This window comes from Legionella sp. MW5194 (genome assembly GCF_016864235.1).
Taxonomy (GTDB): Bacteria; Pseudomonadota; Gammaproteobacteria; order Legionellales; family Legionellaceae; genus Legionella_C.
Window position 1 is genome coordinate 2,619,360 of the sequence record NZ_CP045732.1, and the last position, 26,983, is coordinate 2,646,342.

Sequence of the window (26,983 nt, forward strand, 5' to 3'; positions counted from 1 at the left end):
TATCTTCTACCTGCTTCAGGAAACGGGGGTTGTGAGTCCGGTGATTCTCACAGAATCCGTTGAAACTTTAAACTAAAAAGCTATACTCCCTCTTTTGCCTAAGAGGTTTGCCATGACCCAACCCGTTCAGTTTGAACAATCAATCAGCGAGCTGGAAACCATCGTCCAGCAGCTTGAGAAAGGCGACTTGTCCCTGGAAGACTCGCTTAAGCAATTTGAAAAAGGCATTGCTTTGGCTCGTCAATGCCAGGAAGTATTGACTCAAGCTGAGCAGAAAATTGAAATGCTGACCAGCCACCATTTAATTTCTGTCGATGATGCCGCTAATGAGCAATAAAATCATAGAACGCCACACCCATCGGCATGATGACTACTTAAAACAGTTACTGGCTGACTATGACATCGCGGCGCCGCGCCTGAAAGAGGCCATGACCTATGCTCTGTTTCCCGGCGGAAAACGTTTACGGCCGGTGTTGGTTTATCTTATTGGTCAATTGCTGAAAATCGACCTCGCCTGCCTGGACATCCTGGCGGCCGCGGTGGAGTTGACGCATGCTTACTCGCTGATACATGATGATTTACCGGCCATGGATGATGATGACATGCGTCGCGGAAAACCAAGTTGCCACAAAGCCTTTGACGAAGCAACCGCGATTCTGGCCGGCGATGGCCTGCAGGGCATGGCGGTTGAAATTCTTTTGAATAAACTGCCGGCTTACCTGCCCGCCACGCAAGTGATTGCCGTAGCGAATGCCCTGACAAAAGCCAGTGGCGTCTCGGGCATGGTCAGCGGCCAATGCCTTGACCTAAGCGAGTTAAGCCAGCCCGGGATCGATGAGCAACGTCTGCGTTTTATCCATTCGCTCAAAACCGGGCAACTGATTCTTGCCTGCGCCACCATGCCGCTTGCCGCTGCAAGGGACGTCAAGCCAGACGCGGCTCAAGCCATTCGTGAGTTCGCAGCCCATCTGGGTCTGGTTTTTCAAATGCAGGATGATTACCTGGATCAGTATGCGGAAAAAACCCATGGCAAGGGGCGGGCTTCCGATTTGGAAAACGAGAAAATGACGTTCGCGGCTCTACACAGCAAAACCGAGTTGCAGTCATTGATTAAACACCATTATTCCTTAGCCTTCGCCTCCCTTGAACCATTTGGTGACAAGGCGTCTGAATTAAGGCAGCTGACCGAATCACTTGAGCAACGCCGGTAACCGGGTTCTATACCCAGACATCCTGATAACAGGTATACTCTTTTCTTTGCTCGAATAAGGAACTTTCATGCTGCATCAACCCGGGGTCACGTTCTCTGCTGCTGACAATGCTCAGCAGGATGGCCGATTGCGGCAGGCACAATTAAAAATGCTCGAGATGCTAAAAGTCGTCGATGCCATTTGCAGGCAGCATGAACTGGATTACTGGCTGGAAGGGGGAACGCTGCTGGGTGCGGTGCGCCATCAGGGCTTTATTCCCTGGGATGACGACATGGACATTTCCATGCCCCGCGCAAGCTATGAAAAATTCCTGCGCCTGGCTCCCAGCCTGCTTCCTGAGCACCTGTGGCTGCAAACCGCACAGACAGACCCGGGTTATTATAATCTTGCCGTTCCGTTAAAGATTCGCGATAAAGACAGCCGTTTCATTGAATGGCATGAACGAGGGAATGAACCCTACCAGCAAGGGATATTCATCGATGTGTTTGTTTATGATCGCATGCCCGCCAATCCGGTTAAACGAAAACTCTACAAATGGCTTGCCAAAAAAACAGTGCGCCTAAGCCGCCATAAATACTGTTCCCTGCCGCTGGGAGGGCATGCACGCCTTTATGAACTGCTCGGTCAGTTTATTCCCAAACACTGGCTTGATTCGCTGCTTCAGGGGATTATCCGCCGCGCCAATGCCAGCAAAAGCCCTTATTCAGGCTATGGCTTTGATTGCGTGAACAGCAATTTGCTGCCGTTAACGGCCATCTACCCCTTAAAACGGGCACGCTTTGAATCTGCCGAATTCAACATTATTAATCAGGCGGAAGCCATACTCACTCAACTCTACGGCGACTACCTGACGCTGCCGCCAATACATGAACAAATAATGAAGCATTGTCGGGAACTGATTCCCTGCCTTCAACGCCAAAAAGACGTAATGGAGTAATAAGAATGAATATTAAACTGGTGATTTTTGATTTGGATGGCGTGCTGGTTGATTCCCGCGAGCATCACTTTGTCGCCTTAAATCGCGCTTTGGCTGAAGTGGATGAGCGTTATGTCATCAGTAAAAAAGATCACCTGCAGTTGTTTGACGGCTTAAGCACGCAGCGCAAACTGGAATTATTGAGCGAGCAACGCGGGCTTGATGTCAGCTTTCATCAATCCATCTGGCATAAAAAACAAGCCCTCACGTTTCAGGTCATTGATGAAATGCTTGCACCTGATCCGCAAATCACGGCCTTGTTCCAACGGCTTAAAGCGGATGGCTTAAAAATTTATGTCTGCTCCAATTCCATTCGTGAAACCATCAAACTGGTCCTGCTGAAAATGGGACTTATGCAATACGTGGATTATTTCATTTCCAATCAGGATGTCTTGTCCGCCAAGCCGCATCCGGAAATGTATTGGCTTGCGATGATGAAGGAAAAAGTACTGCCCAAGGAAACCCTGATTGTTGAAGATTCCTACGTGGGTCGTACTGCCGCGCTGTCATCTGGCGCTAACCTTTGTGCGGTGAAAAGCCCGGCGGAAGTGTGCATCAGCAAAATTTATCAGGACATGCAACGCCGTGTGCAATCGGCCAAATGGCATGATGACAGCCTGAATGTGGTCATCCCCATGTCCGGTGCCGGTAGCCGTTTCGTCAATGCCGGCTTTACTTTTCCAAAGCCGCTTATCAGCATTGGCGATAAACCGATGATCCAGTTGGCAGTCGAAAATCTCAATGTTCAGGCCAATTTTATCTTTATTGTCAGGCGCGATCATTATGAGACTTACCACCTGGAGTCATTGCTTAAAATCATTGCGCCTGGCTGTCGCATCCTTATCACCGACGGCATTACTGAGGGGGCCTGCTGCAGTACCCTGCTGGCTGCCGATTACATTAACAATGACGCGCCATTGTTGATTGCCAATTCGGATCAGTACGTGGAATGGGAAAGCGGCGCCTTCTTCCATGCCATGAACGCACCGCATGTCGATGGTGGTATACTCACGTTTGAAAGCACCCACCCGAAGTGGAGCTATATCCGAGTGGATGAATTGGGCAATGTTACCCAACTGCGGGAAAAGGAAGTCATTTCCAATCAGGCCACGGTCGGCATTTATTATTGGACCCGCGGCAAAGACTATGTTCGCCATGCCCGCCAGATGATCGCAAAGAACATCCGCGTCAATAATGAATTTTATGTGGCGCCGGTATATAACGAAGGCATCGCGGAAGGCATGAAATTTAAAGCCTATGCAGTGGACGCCATGTGGGGATTGGGAACGCCGGAAGATTTACAACACTTCCTGCTTCATCATCCCGGTATCGGCAAGGATGCCCGTTCCATTTCACCATTGCCTGCCCCGGCGGCAATACCTGTTTAGAGAAGAGTATGACGTTTATCCATTCCGCCAAACTAATCAGCCTCGCCTATTCGCTGGGGCTTTTCGTTTTTGGTTATTTCCTGGCAAAAAAGGTGAGCCATTTTGTTGCCATCCCTATTGCTCAACGCTTTTCGCGCCATCATGCGCAACTGGTCCGTCGCGCCACGTTTTACATTATTTTTATCATGTTCTTTGTCACTGGCCTGCAGCATCTTGGCTTCAATCTAAGCGTACTGCTGGGTGCAGCCGGTGTTTTCACGGTGGCCGTGAGTTTTGCATCGCAAACCGCCGCATCCAATTTAATCAGTGGTATTTTTCTACTCTTTGAAAGACCCTTTAAAGTCGGCGATACCATTGAAGTGAAAACCATTCGCGGGACTGTGGAATCCATTGATCTGCTTTCATCCAAATTACGCACCTCTGATAATACACTGGTTCGTATTCCTAACGAATCGATGATGAAATCGGAAATCTTTAACTTAAGTTATTTTTTAACCCGTCGTATCGACGTGCTGTTGGGTGTAAGCTATCAGTGCAACATTGAGCAGGTCAAACAGCTGCTTAAAGGGGTGGCTGAAGAAGCCTGCGATAATGTGCTGAAGGAGCCTGAACCCACCGTCATTATTGACCAGTTTGCCGATTACGCCGTGCAGTTAAAATTGATGGTCTGGGCTAAAAATGGCGATTTGCAAACCATTAAAAACAGCCTGCAGGAAAAAATCAAACGGGTTTTTGATGAGCATGGCATTGAAATGCCTGTGCAACAGGTTACCATCCATCAGGTTGAAGTCGAAAAGGAGTAAGCACATGACGGCAGCCCTGCTAGCTACTGGCGATGAAATTGTCATCGGGGATACGCTCAACACCAATGGCCAGCAAATTGCTCACGCCCTGCATGCCGACGGCTTGGCCCTTGGGCTGCACATGACCTGCGGCGATGATGAAACGCAGATTTATCAATCCTTAAGTTACCTCGCCAGTCAACACGATATTATCTTAATAACGGGCGGCCTAGGCCCCACGTCGGATGATCGTACCCGTTACGCCCTTGCCCGCCTCATGGGAGTCGGTTTGGAAAAATTCCCTGAGGCGCTGGAACACATTCAGACACGGTTGCGCCACAGTGCGTTAAGTTTAAGCCCTGGCAATCAGCAACAGGCTCTTTTTCCTCCAGGGGCTACCTTGCTCCCTAACCCCAATGGCACGGCCATGGGCTGCTATTGTTATTGGCAAAACAAATTACTGGTTCTGCTTCCTGGCCCGCCCCGGGAATGCCTGCCCATGTTCAATCAGCATGTGCTGCCTCTTTTGCAAGCCGCAACGCACACCGATAAAACCCTGTTAAAATGGCGTGTCTTTGGTGTCGCAGAGAGTCAAATCGCCCAACAGATTGATGAGGCTGTGCAGGCACTTGATTGTGAAACCGGCTACCGCCTCGAAACCCCTTATGTGGAGTGCAAAGTCCGATGCCACGAATCACTGGTTGCAAAGGTTAGGGAAATCATAGAACCCATTGTCGCACCGCACACCATTGCCACCACCGAGAAAAAAGCCTCCGAAGCCTTGCGGGATCTTATCATCGCCAAGAACGTATGCCTTTCCATTCAGGATGATGCCACGGGTGGGGTTTTACAACGCGTGTTGCAGCAGCCTGAGAATTACCCGTTGCTGACATTCAACCAGACTCCGCAACCACTGCATTTTCACCTCACCGGTTTAGAGGCATACTGGCACCAGCAGGATACGAGTACCACAGAAGTGAGAATCGCCTACACGTCAGCAAAAAAACAGGGACAGGAATGCCGGGAATTGCCCTATCGCAGCCCGTTAGTCGTCCACATCGCCGCAGAGTGGTTGAGTTTCCGCCTCTTTCATCTCATCAATGAGTTGCATGAGGTCATAACATAGCTGTTTGGTGCCGTCGCCTTTAATGGCTGAGACAGTATACACCTTGCCCTTCCAGTTCAGGCCGTTAACCACGTGGTCGATGGCCTGCTGCCTTGCCTCATCATCAGGCAGTATGTCCATTTTATTTAAAACCAGCCAACGGGGTTTATGCACCAGCTCCGGATCATATTCTTCCAACTCATTGATAATCGCTTTAGCAGAAAGGACTGGATCACTGCCATCCAGCGGTGCAATATCCACCACATGGAGCAAAATGCAAGTGCGTGACAAATGCTTTAGGAAGCGATGGCCAAGACCTGCCCCTTCCGCTGCACCCTCAATCAGACCTGGGATATCCGCCATGACAAAACTTTTGTGGGAAGAAACATCCACTACGCCCAAGCCTGGATGCAGGGTGGTAAACGGATAATCTGCCACCTTGGGCTTGGCACTGGATACAGCGCGAATCAGGGTGGATTTGCCAGCATTGGGCAGCCCCAAAAGGCCTACATCGGCCAGAACGCGTAACTCCAGTCGTAAATGACGCGCTTCACCCGGAGTGCCCTGGGTCGTTTGCCTTGGCGCACGATTCACACTGCTTTTAAAGCGGGTATTCCCCAAGCCATGGAAACCGCCCTGGGCTATCAACAAGCGATCGCCCGTCTGTTTAATATCCCCGATTAATTCCTGCGTATCAATGTCAAAGACCATGGTGCCGACCGGAACCTTAATGATTAAATCATCCCCTTTCTTACCGGTACAGTTACCTCCCATACCCGGTTGACCATTTTGAGCTTTGTAGTGACGTTGATAGCGAAAATCCACCAGGGTATTTAAATCAGAGGTTGCTTCAAGAAACACACTGCCGCCGTCACCGCCGTCACCGCCGTCAGGACCACCTTTGGGAACGAATTTTTCGCGCCTGAAGCTTAAGCAACCATGGCCGCCATTTCCTGCTTCTACTTTAATGATTGCTTCGTCGACAAATTTCATGGTGACATCATCTCTTAAACGAAAAAAGCCCCTTAGAGCGGGGCTTAAAACACGACTTCAGTAGTCAGACCAATCGGTTGGTCTGGAGTACGGAGCTGTGCAGGATTAATTTTCTACCGCAACGATTTTAACAAATTTGCGGTTTTTGGCGCCACGAATAATGAATTCAACACGTCCGCCAACCAGAGCGTACAGGGTATGGTCACGACCACAACCTACGCCTTCACCGGCATGGAAACGGGTACCGCGTTGACGTACCAGGATTTCACCCGCATTGACGAGCTGTCCACCATAACGCTTGACACCAAGGTACTTAGGATTCGAGTCGCGGCCGTTACGTGTACTACCGCCTGCTTTTTTATGAGCCATTAGTTTCCCCTCTTACTTGCTAATCGCAGTAATTTTGACCTGCGTATAATATTGTCGATGACCCATTTGTTTCATGTGGTGCTTACGACGACGAAACTTGATAATCTTTACTTTCTTGTGGCGACCGTGATCGAGCACTTCCGCTTTAACAACGGCCTTTTTCACCAGTGGCGCGCCATAAGTAAACTTATCGCCGTCTGCGAGCATCAACACGTCAGCAAAGCTTATCTCGCTACCTACATCACCAGGCAGCATTTCCAGTTTAAGAATGTCACCCTCTTTGACGCGGTATTGCTTACCGCCGGTCTTGATTACCGCATACATAACTATATCTCCACTGGCCTCTTTGGCTTTCACAAGTTCAACAAAGTTGCATATTCTATGAAATTAACGCGGCGACTTCAAGTTGATTTTAAATTATTGTATACTACGCCGCCCCATCCTGTATTTTCAGGATTTACCCTGGTCGCGGGTTAAACGGGGAATTTACTTTAATTTGGAGTTTTATATGTCATCTATCGTTCTGGAAGCACAAGCAAGAGTCGACATGGGGAAAGGTGCGAGCCGCCGCCTGCGTCGACTGGAAAACAAAGTGCCGGGTATTCTGTATGGCGGCGATAAAAAGCCTCAAGCCATTCATTTATTGCACAATAAAGTCGTCAAAGCCCTGGAAAGCGAAAGCATTTATTCCAGCGTGTTTGATCTGGTTGTCGATGGCAAGGTCGAGCATGTCATTTTAAAAGACCTGCAACGCCACCCCTACAAGCCTGTTATCCTGCACATGGACCTGCAGCGCGTTTCTGCAAAAGACGTACTGGTTAAAAACGTTCCCATCCACTTCATTCATGAAGACACCTGCAAAGGCGTAAAAGCCGGCGGGATCATCAACCACAGCATGACTCAGCTTGAAATCCGCTGCAAAGTGAAAGATCTGCCTGAATTCATCGAAGTGGACATGACCGACGTCGGTCTGGATGATGTTGTGCATCTGGCCGACTTAAAGCTTCCCAAAGGGGTTCAGCTCACGGTTGATTTAAAAGACGGCAGCCATAACCTGCCTGTTGTCAGCGTTCATGCCCCCAGAGGCAGCGCGACTGAAGAAACCTCTGCCACTGAAGGCGAGGAAGGCGCGGAATAATCCGCGCGATGCTTTTTCCGGAGGCCCTTGCCTCCGGAGACTTGAATGACTTTTGCGACACGTTTGACAATCTCAACGCATGGCCGTTGATGCGGTTTGCAGACATGACTGTTTATCACTCTCTTAAAGACTTCCATGACCATAAAATTAATTATTGGTTTGCGTAATCCAGGCTCCGCCTATGAATACACCCGGCACAATGCCGGTGCCTGGTTTGTCGATGCGCTGGCTCATCGCCACAATGCGTCGTTTAAGTCAGAAAAAAAACTTCATTGCGAACTGGCACAGGTGGATATCGGTGAACATCCCTGTAAGCTGGCCTTGCCTTTGACATTTATGAATCACAGCGGTATGCCTGCGCGTGAAATCAGCCAGTTTTACCGCATTGCCCCTCAGGAAATTCTGGTGGTGCATGATGAGTTGGACTTGCCTGCGGGGCGCAGCAAGTTAAAAACCGGCGGAGGGCCAGGAGGCCATAATGGCTTGCGCGACATGATTGCTCAGCTTGGCAGCGGTGATTTTCACCGGTTGCGAATTGGCATCGGGCATCCCGGCCATAAGGACATGGTTCTTAACTACGTACTGGGTAAACCAAGTCCCAAGGACAGGCAATTAATTTTTGATGCCATTGAACAGGCAGTGGCCGTCATTCCTGCTATTATGAAGGGCCATTTTGGCGCCGCCATGAATTTATTACACCGCTAGCAATGCTGTTTTTTTTGAATTTGACAGGTTAGGAGTTGTCCCATGGGATTTAAATGTGGAATTGTTGGTTTACCAAACGTCGGCAAATCAACCTTGTTTAATGCGTTAACCAAAGCGGGCATCGAAGCAGCCAATTACCCCTTCTGCACCATTGAACCGAATGTGGGTATCGTCACCGTTCCTGATCCCCGCCTTGACGCCTTAAGCGACATTGTTAAACCGCAGCAAACACTCCCTGCCACCATGCAGTTTGTTGATATCGCCGGGCTGGTCAAAGGGGCTTCCAGCGGTGAAGGCTTAGGCAACCAGTTTTTAGCCAACATCCGCGAAACCGATGCCATTGCCCATGTCGTACGCTGCTTTGAAAACACGGATGTGGTGCATGTGGAAGGCCGCGTCGACCCTTTAAGCGACATCGAAGTCATTAATACCGAGCTGGCGTTGGCCGACATGGATACCGTCGACAAGGCATTGATTAAAGTGTTGAAGAACAGTAAAAGCGGCAATAAGGAAGCCCTGTTTGAAAAGCAGGTCCTCGAAAAAGCCAAAGCGCAACTGGATGCCGGTTTACCGGTAAGAACCTTGTCGCTGACCGAAGAAGAATGGCCAATCCTGCGCCGGTTTTTCCTGCTCACCGCCAAACCGGTACTCTACATTGCCAACGTCAATGACGACGGCTATGAAAACAATCCCCTGCTGGACAAAGTCAAACAACTGGCTGCCGATGAAAAAGCCAGCGTCGTTGCCCTGTGCGCGGCCACGGAAGCCGAACTGGTGGAGCTGGACGACGCGGATCGTGAGGAATTCATGGCGGATTTGGGCCTAAACGAGCCGGGACTCCATCGCGTCATTCGTGCCGGCTATGATTTACTGGGCCTGCAAACCTACTTCACCGCCGGCGTGAAGGAAGTCCGGGCCTGGACTATTCGTAAAGGCGCCACGGCTCCTCAGGCGGCAGGCGTGATTCACACCGACTTTGAGAAAGGCTTTATCCGTGCGGAAGTCATTGCCTATGACGCCTTCATTGCCCATCGCGGCGAACAGGGCGCGAAAGAGGCAGGGAAACTGCGATTGGAAGGCAAGGATTACATTGTTGCTGACGGCGACGTCATGCATTTTCGTTTTAATGTATAAACCGTAAACCCCTGGTTTCAGGGGTTAATAGCCATAGGATGTCACGTCGCAGTCGTGTTGCAACTCCAGTGTGGTCTTGAGTGACAACCCCTTGTCGATGTACAAAAAAGCATGAGCGAAATCATGCAGCTCCATTTCAAAGGTGCAATGATCCGTGGTGCTGATCTTAAACTCGACAGCACCGGTTTCTGAATTTTCCCATTCCCGGGACGCCCGCCCCCCGGCTGCAACTAATTTAAAAAACCACGAGCGATTTTCAGGGTAGGGATTTCTTAAAATAACAAATTTTCGATGACTTAACTCGCTTTGGCGTAGACCAATAACAGCATAGGTATGCTCGATGATAATTCCGGAAGGCGGATGGGCTGAAGGACTGGCTACTACGGGGCTCTCCTCGTCGAAAGCCTGCTTTAATTCATCATACAGTCTCAACTCATCCTGACTGTAGCCCATTTTACAGGGTAAGATGCACCAGTCCACCAGCCAGTTCTTTACGGCGCTGATGGCTTCGACTGGCGGATTGTCCGATCGTTGTTTTTCTTTTTCAATAAAATCAATCAGCGTTTCGTGATAAAGAATACTCTCTTTTGCAAGCAACTGCCGCCATTTATCCTGATTCCTGGCCACCCACGCCCACCAAGCCTTAAGGAGGGCTTTATCGTGGTGAAAGACCTGCTTGACCACATTGCCGACGCTGGTTTGGGCATCATACGGGCGCAACAGAAACATCAGAGTATAAATGTCGCAGCCAGAGCATCCCTCTATCGAACACTGATACAATTCGGCAAGCGGCTTTCGCGACTGAACGCTGGTCGCTATCGCCATCCCCTTATCGCCAAGAAGCGCTCTAAACACCTGGCGGCTATCCCCCTGGCTTAATACCTTGTAATTCCCGCCGTTAAAGGCCACGTAGGCTTTTTCCCAAAACCTGACCCAGGCTGGCCCACTGCTTAACACCCCCGTAGCCTGGGGTAACGATTTTTCAATCACCACCCATTCCGGTTTTTCATATCGAAAAAAGAGCACATGGATACGCCCATCCCTCTCAACCATTCGCTGCCGTATCCACTCCTCGCCATGAGGCAGCGTCAGAATCGCATTCAAAACCGACAGAAAATAACAATCGCCGGTGCGTCCTCCTTGCGCGACATCAGACAGCTTTAATTTTTCAGGATAGAGCGCGTCCACGTAGGGGGTATGGGAAAGGGAAAAAGTAGATTCGCTAACCGGATTATTAACAGGGCACGCCTGACCGTACAGTGTACTGCCAACAGGCATTGTTTGCTCCGATATTGACCATTCATCCAGTATAAAAGGTTTTCAATCGGTTTTACAACCAATCAAACACACGTTGCTTTCGATAATTCGGGCATGCAACTCGCTAATAACCAGTTCCCCTTCCAGCTGGGCGTTAATCATCTCTGTGGACGTAATGTAGCTCAGTCCAACAGCCAGGCCACGATTATTATTGTTCTTTGCCAGTTGGTTCACAAACAGCTTAATGCGATCGACCAAGATAGTACAGCCTTCGTCATCCGCCATGGGCAGAAAGAAGAGCATCGTCCCTTCAACCCGCGAGGACAGATCGCTTTCGCGAAATATTTTTCTTAAATTGGTGAACAATTCGCCCAACAGCTTTTCAGTATTCACCACCCCCTGTTCCTCGAGCAATTGATCAGCGTTGGTAATCTGCATGGTCATGACGCTGAAATACAAAGACGGGTAACGTTCAGCCAGCTTCGCCTGCCAGGCTACAATGGCCATGAAAGCCGCGTAATCGATGACCTTAAAGAAATGATTGAAATTACGGTAAATGCCCTTCTCAATGCCGCGTATCAGGTACTCTCCGCGCCGGGTGAGGGTGTATTCATGCAGACGGCGGGAAGCCAGTTCACGGCTTGATGAGGTGCGATGGCAAACGAGACACACCAGATTGACCTCCGGTTCGGCAAAATAGTGACCGCAATCATTGCACAATTTGTCTTCAAGCGGTTTGTCGTAATCGACACCCAGGGTGCGCAGACGGGTGTTGCAACGGCTGCAGACTAAGCGCTCCTGCCTTAAAAATTCAGGTACAGGTCCTATTTTTCCGCAGGTATAACAATGCACAAATTTCTGCGGCTTGATATTAATGGAATGACAGCTTGGGCAGGTATGCTTGATATTGAGCAAGCCTGAATCGCAGGCATTGCAGGTCTGAATTTCATCAAGTAATGCACCCGGTGCCAGCAGATCCGGCATCACCAGATCCTGCAAAAAGCGCCAGGCATCAAAATCCGCGCCTTTGTTAAATAACAACGTCAACAGGGGGTAATCAAAGATATGCGTCGATTGATAATTAACATACCCTTTAAGCTTAAAATCCGGGCGAGAAAACAAATACACCAGCAAAATGATCTCCTCGCTTTCCGTGTCAAGATTGGCTTCAGTGATGAGAGACAGACGCTGGTATATGCCTTCCGCCTTCTGAATCACCTGCTCATCAAAGGGGCCATCGAAGAGTTCGCTGATTTCCTGCCCGGGGATGCCATTATAAAAAATGGGTAAAAAGCGATAGGGCGGCATGGCGCGCAGCTGTGCCAGTTCGGGTAAAAAGGGTTGTCCCGCGGATTTGGAAATCACGATGGCATAGACGTCCTGTTTTGGTAGTTCGTGAATGGAATCAACGCGTTTAAAGTCAACCGGAAGAGAGAAATCAGGGATGTTCTGGCCAATGACCCAAATGGTTTTTTGTGGTTTCATTAACGAAATACTCCAAACATCGGAAGGTGTGTCGTTACATCAAGTGTAGACCAATTGGGCAAATTGTGTGATTTATAATCTATACTTGATTAAAATGCCGCAATCATGCGTACGTAAAAAGGAAAGGCATGGGGTTATTCGATCTATTGCATACCTGGTTGAAAAAGGATGTTGATGGACTTATCAATCATCGCAGACAATTCCGCCTAATCCGCACTGTCGAGATAGAACTCATTATCCTGGGGTCGCTGATTATTTACGTTTACGCCGTCTGCGAACTCTGGATGATTGTGATTTTAATCAGCATCATTGATGTCATTGGTTTTCTTAACCTTTGGCTTTTGTACCGTACCCAGAATATTTTGCTTTGCGGACACATTTTGACCGCCAACGTGCTGGTGGCTTCAGCACTGGCCAATTACCTCATTGGCGGCGTGGGGAGCTCCTATCTCATCTGGCTTAATATTGTCCCTATTCTGGCTGCCATTACGTTAAGCTGGTCGGGACTGGTGATTTATTCTACCCTGACGCTTTCGGTGGTGGTCTTCTTTTTCTTTGTCGAGCCCGCCCCTCTTTACCTGGTTCCGGCTAACGAAGTCTTTGTTTTAAATTCAATTAATTACCTTTTTTCCCTGCTTATCGTCATCACCATATTATTCAACATGCTTAAGGAAAATGCCTATTACGAACAACTCCTGTATGAAAAAAACTTCATGTTGCAGGCCGACAAGGAAAAATTCCATTACCTTGCCCGTTATGACACCCTGACTAATCTGCCCAACCGATCCTACTTTCAGTCGACGTTGCAAAATTACATTGAAACCATGCCTACACATCACTATTTAACGGTTTTTTTCATGGATTTGGATGGGTTTAAAGGGGTCAATGATCATAATGGCCATGAGACAGGCGATGCGCTACTGCTTCAAGCCGCCAAACGCCTGCAAACCTGTTTCCGTGAAAACGATTTCATTGCCCGTCTGGGGGGTGACGAATTCATCGCCATCGTCATCCATCACATGGAAGATAAAACGCCAAAAGCCATTGCCCAGAGGATTTTACAGGAGTTTAGCACCCCCTTTCAGATCAACACCCAGGATGTGCGATGCACCATCAGCATTGGTCTTGCAACCTACCCGGTGGATTCCCATAATTCAGATCAATTAGTCGCCCGAGCTGACGCGGCCATGTATGAGGCAAAGAAAGCAGGCGGCAATGCCTTTCGTATCACCCACCCCATAAAAAAATCGGCCTGTAAAGACGCATAAGCCCTGTCCATTCTCCGTTCCGATATTTTTATTAGCAGTGAATGGCCCATTTACCTTGACAATGATCCTGACGCGCCTTAGCATTCTCGCAGCACATGCTTGAGGACACAGAATGACGGTAAACCGTTTACGAGCCCTGGTTAATGACGATTTTAATGCGGTCAATGATCTGATTATTGATAAAATCCAATCCCAGATTGGGTTAATCGATGATTTGTCGACCCATATTGTTCAAAGTGGTGGCAAACGTTTACGTCCTCTGCTGGTATTATTAGCCAGCCATGCCTGCGGTTATGAGGGTCGTGAGCACATCACCCTGGCAGCCATGATTGAATTTTTCCATACGGCAACCCTTTTGCATGACGATGTGGTGGATGAATCGACCCTTCGGCGCGGACGGGAAACAGCCAATGAGATCTGGGGCAGTAAAGCCAGTATACTGGTCGGTGATTATCTGTTTACCCAATCCGTGCAACTCATGGTGAGTGTCAACAGTTGGCCGGTTATCCGGCTTTTAGCCGACACGTCGCACAAAATCAGCTGCGGAGAAGTCAAACAACTGGTTAACCGTCACAATGCCGCCATTTCCATTGAGGATTACCTCGATGTGATTCGCGGCAAAACCGCCCTGCTGTTCGCAGCCGCCGCAGCCATTGGCGCGCTGTTGAGCGGTGCCGGTGATACCATTGAAAAAAGTCTGTACGCCTATGGTCTTCATCTGGGCAATGCCTTCCAGCTCATTGATGACGCGCTGGATTACTGCTCAGACGCCAACACCATTGGCAAGAACATTGGCGATGATTTGGCGGATGGCAAAGCCACCATGCCATTGATTCACGCTTTAAAACAAGGAACGCCAGCGCAAAAGCAGCTCATCGAAAAGAGCCTGCGCGAAGGCAACCTCAGTAATCTCGACGGCATTCTGGAGGCCATTAGAGCCACCAAAGCCATCGAATACACCCAGCAATACGCCGCGCAGGAAATCGATCAGGCACTGAGTGCCCTGCATATTCTGCCCCATTCAATTTATAAAGAGGCTTTAACGGATTTGGCGCTGTTTGCCATTCAACGTCAACATTAATCGGAGTGTAGCTCAGACTGGTAGAGCACTGCCTTCGGGAGGCAGGGGTCGCAGGTTCAATTCCTGTCACTCCGACCATATAAATCAATGGGTTACGAAAATGACCAAGGGGGCGTATTCTGCCTCCAAATGCGACAATCATTATTTTACAGGCATAAAAGCCTTTGCCTTTCCTATAGACATAAATATTCAAACTCCAGGGCTAACTCCATTATGCGCTGTAATACAACAGTATAATGGTATATGAAGCATTACAAAATTATCTAAGGAATGATGCATATATTTGATGTGCTATAGCTATCATTTTACTTTATAAAAGAGAACGGTGTTCCTCCAGGAATAAAACAGTTTTTGTTAACCCTTGGTTAGATAAAATATCTAAATACTCAGTAATGTTTTTTGGAGGATTCTTAAGGCGCATCCTCGTTGTCTTTATGGCTAAACAAAATTTACCAAGATCCAAATTAGTAAGGTGCATTAAAAACCATCTGGATGTTGGGTTTCAATCGCATATTTATCTAATTCTTTCGATGGAAAGTCTTTAATGTTAAAAGTAACAATTACGTCACAGCTAGATACAATTGCAGCAGCTAAAATATGTTTATCATTTGAATCGGGAAGCTGTAGTCCTCCCTCAATGTCCTCATAATTTTCAACAAGACAATCTAAAACTGAACTATCCATTAAATTTTTTATTTTTTCCAATTGCTCTCTGGAGATATCCGAACGATTCTTTAAAACATTTCTAATCCATTCCTCATGAATTCGATTAGACCACTTTGCTCTATATAATCTGGTTGTTGCCAACTGGATTAAAATATCACGCAGAGGGGCAGGATAAAGGACATTTGCATCATACAAAACAGTAAAATGCCCCATTCATCAATATCCCATATTCAATGATTGCGTTTGATCCACCAGTTCTTGAAGGGTTTTTTCACGCTCTCTTGATGATTTATCCATAAATGCCATCACATCACTTGCAAGAACTCGACGACGAGTGCCAACTTTCTCAAAAGGAATTTTGCCTTCTTCTAATAATTTAACAAAGTAAGGACGTGAAACGTTTAACATATCAGCAGCTTCTTGAGTAGTTAAATGGGTATGGGAGGGTATTAAAGTAAGTGAATTTCCCTGTGCCATCTCACTAAGGATTGCAAACACTAATTTAACGGCTGAAGGTGGTAATTCGACCTGTAAACCATTTAAATTTAATATTGCATTTTTTTTGGAAATTCTACTCATATCTTTAATTTGCTGAAAAGATTTTTTAGCTATTCCCCTGTCTTGTCTGCTGGGTGGCTTAATTTCCATTGCGCAATTATTCATTTTCAGTACCCTGTTAATGTCTTACTTTGAGTATAACACTGTATTCGAATTTTGCGAAATTAACGAAAAGAACGAAAAAATTGTGGAATGTAGTCTATCGATAAACTGTTGTGCGCTCTATTTTTAAGCTATTGAATAATAGATTTTTAATAAATTATTTATTGGAGCCCATTAAATATTTTCAGAGGCAGGGGTCGCAGGTTCAATTCCGGTCACTCCGACCATTCAAGAGGGTTTGGGTTATTGATACCCACCCCCTTATTCCTATTCTGTCCTTTTTACTCAAAAGAACTTTTGTATCGTATTGCCGATGAGCAAATCAATCTCACTTTGTTCTTGCTTACCCTCATGAACGGGGCCAACACCAAGACAGCGCAAGGCATCTTTGAACAGCAAGGACGGGTTTTTGATGAGAATCTGCTGCTGCTCTTCTATTTTGTCCAGCGAAGCAAGGATGCTTTTTATGCCCTCCTCCAACGGTTTGAAATGAGTACCAATGGTAGGGTTGGCATTCAGTAACTGGAGAATATTATTGGCAGCCTGCCTCATGTCAGCCGCACTGACATCTGGTCGCAGCAACACCTCGAGATCGTTGTTTAACGGCTCCACCCGTTTTTTATCTGCATCGGCGGTTAGGCCGGCAAGCCATAACCGCTTACCCGCTCTATTTTTATCGAGTTTTTTCTGCTCACTCGCAATAATGGCTTTCACATCCGTTAATTGATGAACAACGCTTAAATCGGCAACGACGGCGCTGTAGTCCTGGAGAAGGGCATTGATGGTGTCAAACCCCTTTTTCTGATAATCGGTCGGGTTAGTTTCATAGAGTTTTTTAAGCAGTTTAATCGTCATTTCTAAAAACTCATCCTGTCGTTTAAGATCCAGAATGGGGTTTCTTTCCACGTCTTCTATTGCCGCCATCAATTGCCCCAGCACGTTTTTTTGCTGCGGGGTATAGGCCCGCGAATACAAATAGGAAGCAAAAAAACCATAAGGTTCGTGCAATTCCCTGGCCAGGTAGTCTTTAAGCGCATTTTTAATGTCATGAAGACGCGTGGAATGAGTCAACTGCGTGCTTTGTGAATGGATGCACATGACATAAATGTGCGTGGTTTTATTCTCAGAATCCACCTCAATATCAACCGGGATCATGGCAATGTCATCGGGCATTCTCGATAAAAATTCCGCCTCATTGGGGTGGGCGGACACATTGGCAATCGCATAAAAGTCAGACAGCTGCTCCGGATTTTGAACATGCAAAACGATGCCCTTATCGGTGGCAAAAACCTTCGCGCTGTTTAACTCCGATGACATGCTTACATTCTTCTTGCAGACAATATCGGCAATATTAATTTCCATCAGCTTATCAGGAGGTAAGGAAGCCAATTCCCCACGGGCATGCAATTCCTTCACTCGTAAAAATTTGGTAATAAAATTTGGCAATCCAAAACTTTGCCCACGGTACAATACGTTCGGTGTTTTATGAACTTCAAATTGTCGTTTCATCAACCCGGCTTTGTGGATAGCCATATTCATTAAAAAGGCTATTTTCTTTTCGTCATCTGTCGTACTTCGTGGATTATTATAACCGGAGACAATGGCATTTAATTTCATGTAGAAGGGGCTTTCAACGGAATACATTCTCAGCAGCACGTCTTCAAAATTGGGCTCCTTACCCTGTTTGGTGAGCTCTTTTTTACACCCCTTGTACAATTCACACAGAGAAATTGTCTCGCCGCCATATTCCATTTCAAAATCGGCCTTGTTAAGGATTTCTTCGATGGCCACGAGAAAATGATCATCCAGCTTCTGAACCACGACGGTCAGATGCCCGCGCCGGGTCATGTTTTCAATTGAATCAATGGGGATGTCGGCGAGAAGCGATTTCTTCCGGGTCGGTTGACTCATGACAAGGACCAGTTTTTCAACGGTTTGCTTAACGGCGAGTTCTTCTGCAGCAAATTGTTGGGGGGGCAAAGTGTATTGGGTGGCAATTAAGGTTTCTAACTCTTGGCGTATAGCATTTTTGGAAGCAGACATCATGGCCCCAGCCACCCAAATGGCAGCAATAAAAAATCAATGTGATCAAATTATAACATAACCGCATCATTGCATTCCCAAATTAACTATTTATTTACTATTCGATTAATTATTTTACGAAGTTAAACGGTCGCCAGTCATGTGCCTGATGGTTCTTCCCTAATGGTTTTTGAATTTCAGTGAGAAACTTTTGTGACAAGATCTACCCGTATAAACCCCCTTTCGCCCTGGTCATCTAATAGACTGTATAAAAAATACCATGAGCATTATAAAAGAGGTTTTACTAAGGGTTAGCCAACAAAATAGAGACTAACAAAGGATTGCGATGGACAAGACCATCCCTAGTCTATAAAGGATGTTCCAGCCGAGCGAACGCACTCTGCCACCCGTAAAAGCGCGGGATGCCACCCATTTTATTGGATAGAACAACCCATGGCAGCGTTTTTCGATGCTTCCTCATTCCATACATGAGACGGCTTAAAGACAGTATTGGCGAGCAGCGGCGATTTAGTGTCTGAAGTGGACGGTTTGGTATTCAGCGGTGAAGGATTGGAAGCATACGATGCGGCAGACGCCATGATACCGCCGTCAATCAAGAAAGGGGCACTCGTCACATAGGATGATTCGTCAGAGGCGAGAAACACCGCCATCTGCGCTACTTCCTCTGCTTTTCCCATTCGCTTCAGGGGGATAGACTGGCTGTATTCGGTTATGCGTTGTTGACGATGCTCGTCATGACCGAATTCCAAATCCCACATGTCCGTTAAAATGGCGGCCGGCACAATTTCATTGCAACGGATTTTGTAGCCCTTTTTTGCACAGTGCAGAGCCAGGGTTTTAGTGAAATTATCGCTGGCCCCTTTGCTGGCGCCATAGGCAATATTGGAAGGAACCCCGACCCGGCCAGAACGTGAGCCAAGATTAATAATCGAGGCATTGTCGCTTTGTTTAAGCAAAGGAAGCATGGCCTTGCACCCTAAAAACAAGCCATCCAGGTTCACCGCAAGCACTGCGTGCCAGTCTTTGAGCGAAATGCTTTCGATGTCTTGCGGGGTTTTACTGCCAGGCGCTGTATCGATGCCGGCATTATTCACCAGAATGTCAAGCGTCTGATAGTGCTTTTCAATGTAAGCATGGGCCTGGTGCCAATCGTCTTCCTGGGTGACGTCAAGGCAGAGGTAGTCTGCAGCGCCAATGGCTTTTGCTTTCTCAAGGCCCTGTTCCCGTGGGAGTCTACCGGTGATAATCACCTGAGCGCCCTCCCTGCAGAACGCTTCTGCGATGGCGAAGCCAATGGATTTGGTCGCGCCGGTCACTAAGGCCGTTTTACCCTGTAATCGTCCCATGATTTATGTGTTTCCTATCCCTGGCACAGCATCAGGCTGCGGCCTTTTGGTTAATTCAGACTAATCAGCGACACATCGCCCATGTAAGGCTTTAAAGCGTCTGGAATGCGGATATTACCGTCTTTGTCCTGGTAATTTTCCATAATGGCAACCAGTGTACGCCCTACGGCAAGACCTGAACCATTGAGTGTATGAACCCATTGAGTTTCCTGAGTCTCAGGATGGCGATAGCGTGCTTTCATGCGGCGCGCCTGAAAAGAGGTCATGTTCGAACAGGATGAAATTTCGCGGTAGGTGTTTTGACTCGGCAACCAGACCTCCAAATCATAAGTTTTGGCGGAACCCGCACCCATATCCCCTGTACACAATGCCATGACGCGATAAGGCAGGCGCAGACGTTGCAGAATGGTTTCGGCATGGCGCGTCAGTGTTTCCAGGGCTTCAAACGAATGCTCCGGCTGGGTTATCCAGACCAGTTCCACTTTCTCAAACTGGTGCTGGCGTATCATCCCCTTGGTGTCCTTGCCATAAGATCCTGCTTCGCTGCGAAAACAGGGCGAGTGGCAAACATGACGCAAAGGCAGGGCTTCATGAGCAATGATGGTATCCCGGACTGTGTTGGTTACCGGAATCTCGGCCGTGGAGGTGAGGTAGTAATTGTCGTCGCCCCTTAATTTAAATAAATCATTTTCAAATTTCGGCAATTGGCCGGTTCCAAGCAAACTGTCGGCATTGACAATATAGGGAACGTAAATTTCTTCGTAGCCATGCTCAAGGGTATGGATATCAAGCATGAACTGAATTAAGGCACGATGCAGTTTGGCAATCTGGTTTTTCATAACAACAAAACGGCTGCCCGTTATTTTAACCGCGAGGGCAAAATCCATTTGCCCCAAAGCTTCACCCAATTCATCATGGGATTTCACGGCAAAATCAAACACGGGGATCTCACCCCAGCGGCGGATTTCCACATTCCCGGTCTCATCCTCACCAACGGGGACGGAGTCGTGCGGCAAGTTAGGCAAGGATAAGGCAATGTGTTCAATCTGCTTGAGAAGGGTTTCCAGTTCCTGTTTTTTTTGTTCCAGTTCCCGGCTTAACTCATTGACTTCGGCACGCATGGCATCAATATTTTCCCCACGTGCGACCGCCGCGCCAATCTCCTTTGAACGCGTGTTGCGCTCGTTCTGCAATGACTGGGTTGCCACCTGCAGGGCTTTGCGCTGCTCTTCCAGTTGCCTGTAAGCCCGGGCATCGAATTTGAAACCGCGTCTCGCCAGTTGTTCAGCCACGGCAAACGCATCGTCACGTAACAGTTGGGGATCTAACATAATTTTTTTCCATTACCTGTTGTCTAGCTCACACCCATTTCCGCAGTCCAGGACAAAATGCGATTGCCTTCCAGCAGCGTGCTGAAATGGTTAAGAATTTCATCGGCTTTTGCCGGCTCTTCCACAAACTCAATCACTATAGGCAGATCGAAATGAATGTCCAGCAATCTTGCTTCACGCATCTTGCCTGAACTGCCAAAACCCTTCACGCCGCGAAACATGGTCGCACCCATGACTTTTTGATCATGAAGGTAATCATAAATCTGCTTAAGATGAGGTGAATCTTCACTTAAATAAAACCGCACGACTTTGACTTGCATCAGACCATCCCTCCTATCCATCGACCGACCAGTATCCCTACAAAGGCCATCCCCAGAGCGCAGACATTATTCAGCGCTATGTTGAGCAAGGCGGCCACGTGTTCCCCCCCTTCGTACAATACCCAGGTTTCCCAGGAATAGCTCGAGAAGGTAGTGAAGCCGCCTAAGAAACCAACCACCAGAAACAAACGCCAGTAATCGGTCACTGCAAAGCGCTCCAGAAGCAGGATCATGATAAATCCAGCCAGAAACGATCCAAGCCAGTTAACGAACCAGGTTCCTACCGGGTAATGGCTGCCAAACAGTTTTGCCATCAGTGCCGCAGAGCCAAAGCGGGAAACAGCGCCCAGGGCCCCGCCGCAAGCCACAGTTCCAATTGCAGCCCACATAATTCTTTCCTTATCTAACAATGCCTCGGGTGGATTGATTCAACGCATCAATCATGGGAATGACTTCCGGGCAATCCAGTTGCATCATTTCCAGTTCGGCGACGGCCTGCTGCACCGTCAGTCCCTTACGAAAAATTATTTTATAGGCACGGCGTAAATGATCAATAGCCGAAGATGAAAAGCCTCGACGCCTTAACCCCACGGTATTGATGCCGCAGGCAGAAGTGGTATGGCCCGCAATCATGACGTAAGGCAACACGTCTTTGGTCACATACGTGGCCCTGGCTATAAAAGCATACGCACCAATCAAACAGAATTGATGAACAGCTGCATAAGGGCCGATAATCGCGTAATCATTAACAATCACGTGCCCTGAAAGCGCCGCATGATTTACCATGATGGTGTGATTGCCTACCATGCAATCATGACCGATGTGCGAATACGCCATCAGAAAATTATGATTGCCGATGCGGGTTACCCCACCGCCTTTTACCGTGCCGCGGCTTATCATGCAGTATTCACGGATAACATTGTTATCGCCAATCTCAAGACGAGTCGCCTCCCCTTGATAAGTGACATCCTGAGGTTCGTCGCCAACTGAAGCGAATTGAAAAATTTTATTGTTCTTTCCTATCCGGGTTGGGCCCTCAATCACGACATAAGGTCCGATCCAGGTTCCTTCACCAATTTCTACGTCAGCACCAATCACGCTGCCAGGCCCTATCGATACCCCTTCTGCGATTTTAGCGGAGGGGTGAATCATTGCGCGTTCATCTATCACTTTTTAATTTCCTTCGATGCACTCATTAAATCGGCGGAGCAGGCCAATGTGTCGCCAACAAAGGCTTCGCCATGCATACGCCAAAAATCACGTTTTTGCCCTACTAATTTCACTTCAAGCCGAAGCTGATCACCTGGTGTTACAACATGCTTGAATTTCGCATTGTCTATTCCGGCGAAATAATACAGAAACTCATGCCCCTCTTTGGGAGTTCTTGACAGGTTGGATAAAATGGCGCTGGCTTGAGCCAAAGCCTCCAGCATCAATACGCCAGGCATGATCGGATTACCAGGAAAATGCCCCGTAAAAAACGGTTCATTAATGGTGACATTCTTTGTCGCAACCAGGTAATCCAGTGTTTTGTAGTCCAGCACCCTGTCCACCAGAATAAATGGATACCGGTGAGGCAAAAGCTCCAGAATTCTTATAATGTCAATTGGTTCATTCATGCATCATCTCACTCAATTCTATTCCTAACGACGAACACTGATTAAGCTTAATCAATGATCGCAGGATTCCTTTTTTATCCAACTCAACTCATGGAGTCGTCCTGCCCCTTTTTTTCCAATTTCGCCAATCGCGCCACGTAGTCGTCCAGGCGTCGAAAACGAGCCGCATTGCGTCGCCAGCGATGATGTTCGCTGACCAAGGTGCCCGAAGAATACACGCCGGCCTTTTGCAGGCTTTTGCTGACGGTGGACATTCCGGTAATTACCACGTCGTTGGCAAGATGAACATTTGCCGCAATACAGCTGGCCCCGCCAATCACACAATGACCGCCTATGCGTACAAAAGCCCCAATAACCGCACAGCCGGCAATGGCTGTGTGAGCGCCAATAGTAACATCATGCGCAATATGTACCAAATTATCGATACACACATTTTCACCAATGCAGGTGTCACTCAAGGAGCCGCGGGCAATGACTGTATTGGCGCCGATCAGAACTCGATCGCCAATGACTGTGCCACCGAGCGCATGGCTTGTGTGCCAATAGCCTTTATCCTTGAGATTATTAAAGGGGCTAGCGCCAATCACCACACCGCTACCGACACTCGTTTGCGCACCGATTACCGTTCCGGCTCCGATGACTGCACCGGGTTCAATGACTGTCTGCGCCCCGATAAACACATCGTTTTCGATTACACAATGGGCACCCACACAAACACCGGGTGCTATCACCACACGCTCGCCGATCACGGCATGCTCACCGATATAAAGATGCTCCGGCAACTCCGCGGTGGGCGAAATAATAGCAGATTGATGGATGCCTTGTCTTGGAATTGTATTAATTTTAAACAGATTGGCAATTAAATGGATAGATTCCCAGGGGTTAGGCACTGAAATGCAACTGAAAGGAAAGTTTCTAACCTGCTGTGGGGCGAGAAGCACTGCCCCCGCTCGGGTTGTTGATAATAAATCCGACTGAGCGGCATTGTCGAAGCAGGCAATTTGATTTTTTTGAGCCCTCAGTAATGAAGAAACCCCTTGAATCAGCAGTGCTGCATCACCGTGCAGATTGCCGCTCAAGAGGTCAGCCAATTCCCTGAGGGTATATGCTGTAGCCACGAAATCAATCGATGTTTTTCATGACACTGGCAGTAATATCCAACTTATTGTCGCTGAAAGGTGCAGCATCTTTCTGAAGAATCAGATCGTATTTTTCAGTTTCAGCCACTTTGGTAATGGCTTTACGGATTTTGCCGTACAACTCTTCCATGGCTTCATTATGAGCTGTGCTCAATTCCTGCTGGTATTGCTGGCCTTGACGTTCGAAATTTTGTTGCGCAGCAACAATCTTTTTCTCAAGCTCTTTCTTTTGAGCCTGGCTCATCACGGTGCTTTCACGCTTGAATTTTTCCATGTCCTTTTTAAGGCTTTCTTCCATGGCCACTAATTTGTCACGGCGAGGTTTGAATTCCTTTTCCAGTTTTTGCTGGATCGCTTTCATTTGAGATGAGGTCTGCATGATTTTCTGCAAATCAACCACACCAATTTTTGACCAATCGGCAAAGGCATTAGCAGCACCCAAGCTGAAAACCAACGCCATTAAAAACCCGCTAACACACTTCATGATTTATCTCCTGGTTGAAAGGCTATGATGCTAGCATAATTCAAAGGCGGTTGCGACAATTGTGCAACGCAAATGGCAAGAATTATCGGGGATTTATCTCCGTCTTGCCATCAACCCCTCAAAGAGGCCAGCATTCGGTTTTTAGAAACCGGAGGACAATGTAAACTGGAAGACCTGTTCATCATCACCCGGTTGTTTATTCAAGGGTTTCGCCACACTGAAGGCCAGAGGGCCAAACGGTGAGCGCCATTCCAGTGAAACACCCGCCGAATAACGCAGAGGACCGGCATCGGAGCCTGCCAGGTTTGCAGGGGTTCCACGGACAAACACGTTACCCGCATCGACAAACACGGAAGTACGCACATTGTCCCGGCTTAACGGGTACGGGAAAATCAAGGCAGCGGTACCGTTGACCAGGAAGTTGGCACCAATGGCATTTCCGGTGTTGTCCTGAGGGCCGAGTGAGTAACTGCTGTAACCTCGCACCTGCCCAGGCTGCGCGATACCCCCGGCATAATAGTTTTCAAAGAAGGGCAAGCCTTGATTATCGAACTGGTTACCGTAGCCCACATTGCCCAGCACTGAGAAAATAAATCCTTTAAACAGCGGCTGGTACAAGTGTGCCATGTAACTGGTTTTATAATAAGACAGTGACGAGGACGTTGCCGGTAAAGCCACCATCGCCGTCGCCTGTTGGTTCATTCCGCTGGTTGGGAATGGCAGCTGATCGTAGCTGTTTCTGTTCCACCCTGCCGATAAACGGATTTCCTGAAAATGACGCCCATGGATGTCGACGAAATTCTGAATCTGCTGGACGAAACCAACGGATTTAATGTTGAGGTCCTGATAACCATAACCAAACTGCAGGCTGCTTTTCTCGCTGAGCAGCACGTTGTAATTAATATCCCCGCCCCAACGATCGGAAGAGTAGGCGCTGACATCGAGTTTTTGCGGATCAACCACCTGATAATACAGATTAAAGCCGCGACCTATACCGGTTTTGGTATAAAAAGGATTGTAATAATTAAGCGAATAATCCTGCCCCCAGTAGCTCGCATTAAAACCAATACCCATGGAGCGGCCAGTCCCCATGAAGTTATGCTGATTAAAGGCTGTATTGAACGTGGGTCCGTTGGTACCATAACCGATTGAGGCTGTGGCTTCGGCTGAAGGGGCTTCCTCAACGTTAACATCCAGATCAACCTGATTATTGGCACCCGGTACAGGGGTCGTCTTGACGTTGATGTCTTTTAAATACCCTAATAAACGCAACTGGCGTTCGGATTCCTTAATGTTATGCAGCGAGAGCAGCGATCCTTCATCCTGACGAATGACATTGCGTAACACATAATCCGCCGTCTTGGTATTGCCATGGAAATTAATGCGGCGCACATACACATGCCGACCGGGTTCGACCACAAAGGTGATGAACACGGTTTTGTTTTCTTCATCCAGACGCGGCTCGGCATTGATGGCCGGGAAGCCGTATCCCACATCCCCTAAAGCAAGACCAATCGCGGAAATGCTTTCAGTCACTTTCTTACGGGAAAATACATCGCCTTTTTTAACCTGAATCAATGAATCGATTTTTTCTTTTGGCAATACGGTTTTACCCATCACCGCATAGCCCGCAAAGCGGTACTGCGGCCCTTCTTCAATGTGGATATTGATGAAGACATCTTTTTTATCCGGCGACAACATCACCTGCGAGGACACCACATTAAATTTCAAATACCCACGATCCAGGTAAAAGGAGCGCAGGGACTCAAGCGAAGCATCCATTGCGGTTTTCGAATACTGATCTTTTTTAGTGAAATAGGTAAAGATACCGCTGGTGGACAGCGACAATTCCGGCATGAGTTCATTGCTTGAAAAATCATGGTTGCCGATGAATTTAATCTCTTTAATTCGCGCCACACGGCCTTCAGAGACATTAATGGTGATAGCCACCCGGTTTTCGGTAAGTGCTGTAACCCTGGTATCAATGCGGGCGTTGTATTTCCCGCGGGCGTTATAGGCCTGCTTCAGCTCCTTTTCAAGGCGCTCAAGGGCAGAACGCTGGAAAACGCGGCCTTTGGCCAGTCCCATTTGTTTCAGTAATTCTTTTAGTTTGTCGGAAGGGATTTCCTTGTTGCCGGTCAGGGTTATGGAGCCAATGGTGGCGCGTTCAATGACGTTGACAACTAACGTGTTTCCCTGGCGCTCAAGCGAAACCGACTGAAAAAAGCCGGTATCATAGAGGGCGCGGATAATTTGTCCGGTGCTTGCAGCGCTGACTTCTTCGCCCACCTGCACAGGTAAATAATTAAGCACTGTTCCCACACTGACGCGCTGAAGGCCGGTGACTTTGATGTCGCGAACGATAAACCCATTCGCGGCGTTAACGGCTGCCGTCCAGGTGAGAAGGGATGAACAGCATACACCCAGGAAAATTTTTTTACTGACTTTATTCATTATTATTTTACGTCCAGCACTACAACTAA

General features: G+C 47.9%; 28 protein-coding genes and 1 tRNA gene. 12 read left to right on the top strand and 17 right to left on the bottom strand.

The window, feature by feature from the left end; translation table 11 throughout:
- The first annotated feature begins 112 nt into the window (after positions 1-112).
- The 6 genes from GH742_RS12035 to GH742_RS12060 all read left to right on the top strand — a co-directional run bounded on the left by GH742_RS12035 (position 113) and on the right by GH742_RS12060 (position 5,483).
- A complete protein-coding gene (locus GH742_RS12035; protein WP_203455171.1) occupies positions 113-337 on the top strand; it encodes an exodeoxyribonuclease VII small subunit in 225 nt (74 codons plus the stop codon).
- Positions 327-1,211, top strand: a complete 885-nt coding sequence (locus GH742_RS12040; protein WP_203455172.1) for a polyprenyl synthetase family protein — start codon at positions 327-329, stop codon at positions 1,209-1,211. The genes GH742_RS12035 and GH742_RS12040 overlap by 11 nt, the downstream gene beginning before the upstream one ends.
- Positions 1,212-1,278: 67 nt before the next feature.
- Positions 1,279-2,148: a phosphorylcholine transferase LicD gene (locus GH742_RS12045; RefSeq protein ID WP_203455173.1), complete on the top strand. Its 870-nt coding sequence runs from the start codon at positions 1,279-1,281 to the stop codon at positions 2,146-2,148.
- A gap of 5 nt (positions 2,149-2,153) precedes the next feature.
- On the top strand, positions 2,154-3,575 hold the full coding sequence (locus tag GH742_RS12050; RefSeq protein ID WP_203455174.1) for an HAD-IA family hydrolase: 1,422 nt from the start codon (positions 2,154-2,156) through the stop codon (positions 3,573-3,575).
- 8 nt (positions 3,576-3,583) lie between these two features.
- Positions 3,584-4,378, top strand: a complete 795-nt coding sequence (locus GH742_RS12055; protein WP_203455175.1) for a mechanosensitive ion channel family protein — start codon at positions 3,584-3,586, stop codon at positions 4,376-4,378.
- Positions 4,379-4,382: 4 nt separating this feature from the next.
- Complete coding sequence (locus GH742_RS12060) at positions 4,383-5,483, top strand: molybdopterin-binding protein (RefSeq protein ID WP_203455176.1); 1,101 nt, start codon at positions 4,383-4,385, stop codon at positions 5,481-5,483.
- Here the strand turns inward: GH742_RS12060 and cgtA are convergent.
- The 3 genes from cgtA to rplU form a co-directional block, all read right to left on the bottom strand.
- Positions 5,403-6,455: an Obg family GTPase CgtA gene (gene cgtA, locus GH742_RS12065; protein WP_203455177.1), complete on the bottom strand. Its 1,053-nt coding sequence runs from the start codon at positions 6,453-6,455 to the stop codon at positions 5,403-5,405. The genes GH742_RS12060 and cgtA overlap by 81 nt on opposite strands.
- A 105-nt stretch (positions 6,456-6,560) precedes the next feature.
- Positions 6,561-6,824 carry a 50S ribosomal protein L27 gene (gene rpmA, locus GH742_RS12070; protein WP_058526810.1) on the bottom strand — a complete coding sequence of 88 codons (264 nt, stop codon included), beginning with the start codon at positions 6,822-6,824 and terminating at the stop codon, positions 6,561-6,563.
- Positions 6,825-6,836: 12 nt separating this feature from the next.
- Entirely contained in the window at positions 6,837-7,148 is a 312-nt protein-coding gene (rplU, locus tag GH742_RS12075) for a 50S ribosomal protein L21 (protein ID WP_058526811.1), read from the bottom strand.
- Between the two features lie 184 nt (positions 7,149-7,332).
- Here rplU and GH742_RS12080 point away from each other — a divergent pair, with 184 nt between their 5' ends.
- The 3 genes from GH742_RS12080 to ychF all read left to right on the top strand — a co-directional run bounded on the left by GH742_RS12080 (position 7,333) and on the right by ychF (position 9,801).
- Complete coding sequence (locus GH742_RS12080; RefSeq protein ID WP_203455178.1) at positions 7,333-7,962, top strand: 50S ribosomal protein L25/general stress protein Ctc; 630 nt, start codon at positions 7,333-7,335, stop codon at positions 7,960-7,962.
- A gap of 135 nt (positions 7,963-8,097) precedes the next feature.
- On the top strand, positions 8,098-8,667 hold the full coding sequence (pth, locus tag GH742_RS12085) for an aminoacyl-tRNA hydrolase (protein ID WP_203455179.1): 570 nt from the start codon (positions 8,098-8,100) through the stop codon (positions 8,665-8,667).
- A 42-nt stretch (positions 8,668-8,709) separates the two neighbouring features.
- The gene (gene ychF, locus GH742_RS12090) at positions 8,710-9,801 is read left to right on the top strand and encodes a redox-regulated ATPase YchF (protein WP_203455180.1); all 1,092 of its coding nucleotides are present in this window, start codon (positions 8,710-8,712) and stop codon (positions 9,799-9,801) included.
- A 24-nt stretch (positions 9,802-9,825) separates the two neighbouring features.
- Here the strand turns inward: ychF and GH742_RS12095 are convergent, their stop codons facing one another.
- The gene (locus tag GH742_RS12095) at positions 9,826-11,079 is read right to left on the bottom strand and encodes a C2 family cysteine protease (RefSeq protein ID WP_203455181.1); all 1,254 of its coding nucleotides are present in this window, start codon (positions 11,077-11,079) and stop codon (positions 9,826-9,828) included.
- 42 nt (positions 11,080-11,121) lie between these two features.
- Positions 11,122-12,543: a hypothetical protein gene (locus GH742_RS12100; RefSeq protein WP_203455182.1), complete on the bottom strand. Its 1,422-nt coding sequence runs from the start codon at positions 12,541-12,543 to the stop codon at positions 11,122-11,124.
- A 128-nt stretch (positions 12,544-12,671) separates the two neighbouring features.
- Here GH742_RS12100 and GH742_RS15630 point away from each other — a divergent pair, with 128 nt between their 5' ends.
- The 3 genes from GH742_RS15630 to GH742_RS12115 all read left to right on the top strand — a co-directional run bounded on the left by GH742_RS15630 (position 12,672) and on the right by GH742_RS12115 (position 14,970).
- Positions 12,672-13,811 carry a GGDEF domain-containing protein gene (locus GH742_RS15630; protein WP_239005209.1) on the top strand — a complete coding sequence of 380 codons (1,140 nt, stop codon included), beginning with the start codon at positions 12,672-12,674 and terminating at the stop codon, positions 13,809-13,811.
- A 112-nt stretch (positions 13,812-13,923) separates the two neighbouring features.
- Entirely contained in the window at positions 13,924-14,892 is a 969-nt protein-coding gene (locus GH742_RS12110; RefSeq protein WP_203455183.1) for a polyprenyl synthetase family protein, read from the top strand.
- A 1-nt stretch (position 14,893) separates the two neighbouring features.
- A tRNA-Pro gene (locus tag GH742_RS12115) sits at positions 14,894-14,970 on the top strand.
- Positions 14,971-15,369: 399 nt separating this feature from the next.
- Here the strand turns inward: GH742_RS12115 and GH742_RS12120 are convergent.
- From GH742_RS12120 to bamA, 12 genes are all read right to left on the bottom strand, one after another.
- Entirely contained in the window at positions 15,370-15,771 is a 402-nt protein-coding gene (locus GH742_RS12120; protein ID WP_239005210.1) for a PIN domain-containing protein, read from the bottom strand.
- A 3-nt stretch (positions 15,772-15,774) separates the two neighbouring features.
- Positions 15,775-16,221, bottom strand: coding sequence for a helix-turn-helix domain-containing protein (locus tag GH742_RS12125; RefSeq protein ID WP_203455184.1), 447 nt, complete (start codon positions 16,219-16,221; stop codon positions 15,775-15,777).
- Positions 16,222-16,503: 282 nt separating this feature from the next.
- Positions 16,504-18,264 (bottom strand): hypothetical protein, encoded by a 1,761-nt coding sequence (locus GH742_RS12130; RefSeq protein ID WP_203455185.1) that lies wholly within the window; start codon positions 18,262-18,264, stop codon positions 16,504-16,506.
- A gap of 410 nt (positions 18,265-18,674) precedes the next feature.
- Positions 18,675-19,607: an SDR family NAD(P)-dependent oxidoreductase gene (locus tag GH742_RS12135; RefSeq protein WP_203455186.1), complete on the bottom strand. Its 933-nt coding sequence runs from the start codon at positions 19,605-19,607 to the stop codon at positions 18,675-18,677.
- A gap of 50 nt (positions 19,608-19,657) precedes the next feature.
- Positions 19,658-20,938 carry a serine--tRNA ligase gene (gene serS, locus GH742_RS12140; protein ID WP_203455187.1) on the bottom strand — a complete coding sequence of 427 codons (1,281 nt, stop codon included), beginning with the start codon at positions 20,936-20,938 and terminating at the stop codon, positions 19,658-19,660.
- Between the two features lie 23 nt (positions 20,939-20,961).
- On the bottom strand, positions 20,962-21,258 hold the full coding sequence (locus GH742_RS12145) for a DUF190 domain-containing protein (protein ID WP_160160731.1): 297 nt from the start codon (positions 21,256-21,258) through the stop codon (positions 20,962-20,964).
- Positions 21,258-21,647 carry a fluoride efflux transporter CrcB gene (gene crcB, locus GH742_RS12150; protein WP_239005211.1) on the bottom strand — a complete coding sequence of 130 codons (390 nt, stop codon included), beginning with the start codon at positions 21,645-21,647 and terminating at the stop codon, positions 21,258-21,260. Before crcB ends, GH742_RS12145 begins: the two co-directional genes overlap by 1 nt.
- Before the next feature lie 10 nt (positions 21,648-21,657).
- Positions 21,658-22,428: an acyl-ACP--UDP-N-acetylglucosamine O-acyltransferase gene (gene lpxA / locus GH742_RS12155; RefSeq protein WP_203455188.1), complete on the bottom strand. Its 771-nt coding sequence runs from the start codon at positions 22,426-22,428 to the stop codon at positions 21,658-21,660.
- Complete coding sequence (gene fabZ / locus GH742_RS12160; protein ID WP_203455189.1) at positions 22,425-22,877, bottom strand: 3-hydroxyacyl-ACP dehydratase FabZ; 453 nt, start codon at positions 22,875-22,877, stop codon at positions 22,425-22,427. The genes lpxA and fabZ overlap by 4 nt, the downstream gene beginning before the upstream one ends.
- Positions 22,878-22,960: 83 nt before the next feature.
- Positions 22,961-23,995: a UDP-3-O-(3-hydroxymyristoyl)glucosamine N-acyltransferase gene (gene lpxD, locus GH742_RS12165; RefSeq protein WP_203455190.1), complete on the bottom strand. Its 1,035-nt coding sequence runs from the start codon at positions 23,993-23,995 to the stop codon at positions 22,961-22,963.
- 4 nt (positions 23,996-23,999) lie between these two features.
- The gene (locus GH742_RS12170; RefSeq protein WP_058530983.1) at positions 24,000-24,500 is read right to left on the bottom strand and encodes an OmpH family outer membrane protein; all 501 of its coding nucleotides are present in this window, start codon (positions 24,498-24,500) and stop codon (positions 24,000-24,002) included.
- A 141-nt stretch (positions 24,501-24,641) separates the two neighbouring features.
- Positions 24,642-26,954 carry an outer membrane protein assembly factor BamA gene (bamA, locus tag GH742_RS12175; protein WP_203456939.1) on the bottom strand — a complete coding sequence of 771 codons (2,313 nt, stop codon included), beginning with the start codon at positions 26,952-26,954 and terminating at the stop codon, positions 24,642-24,644.
- Positions 26,955-26,983: the final 29 nt, after the last annotated feature.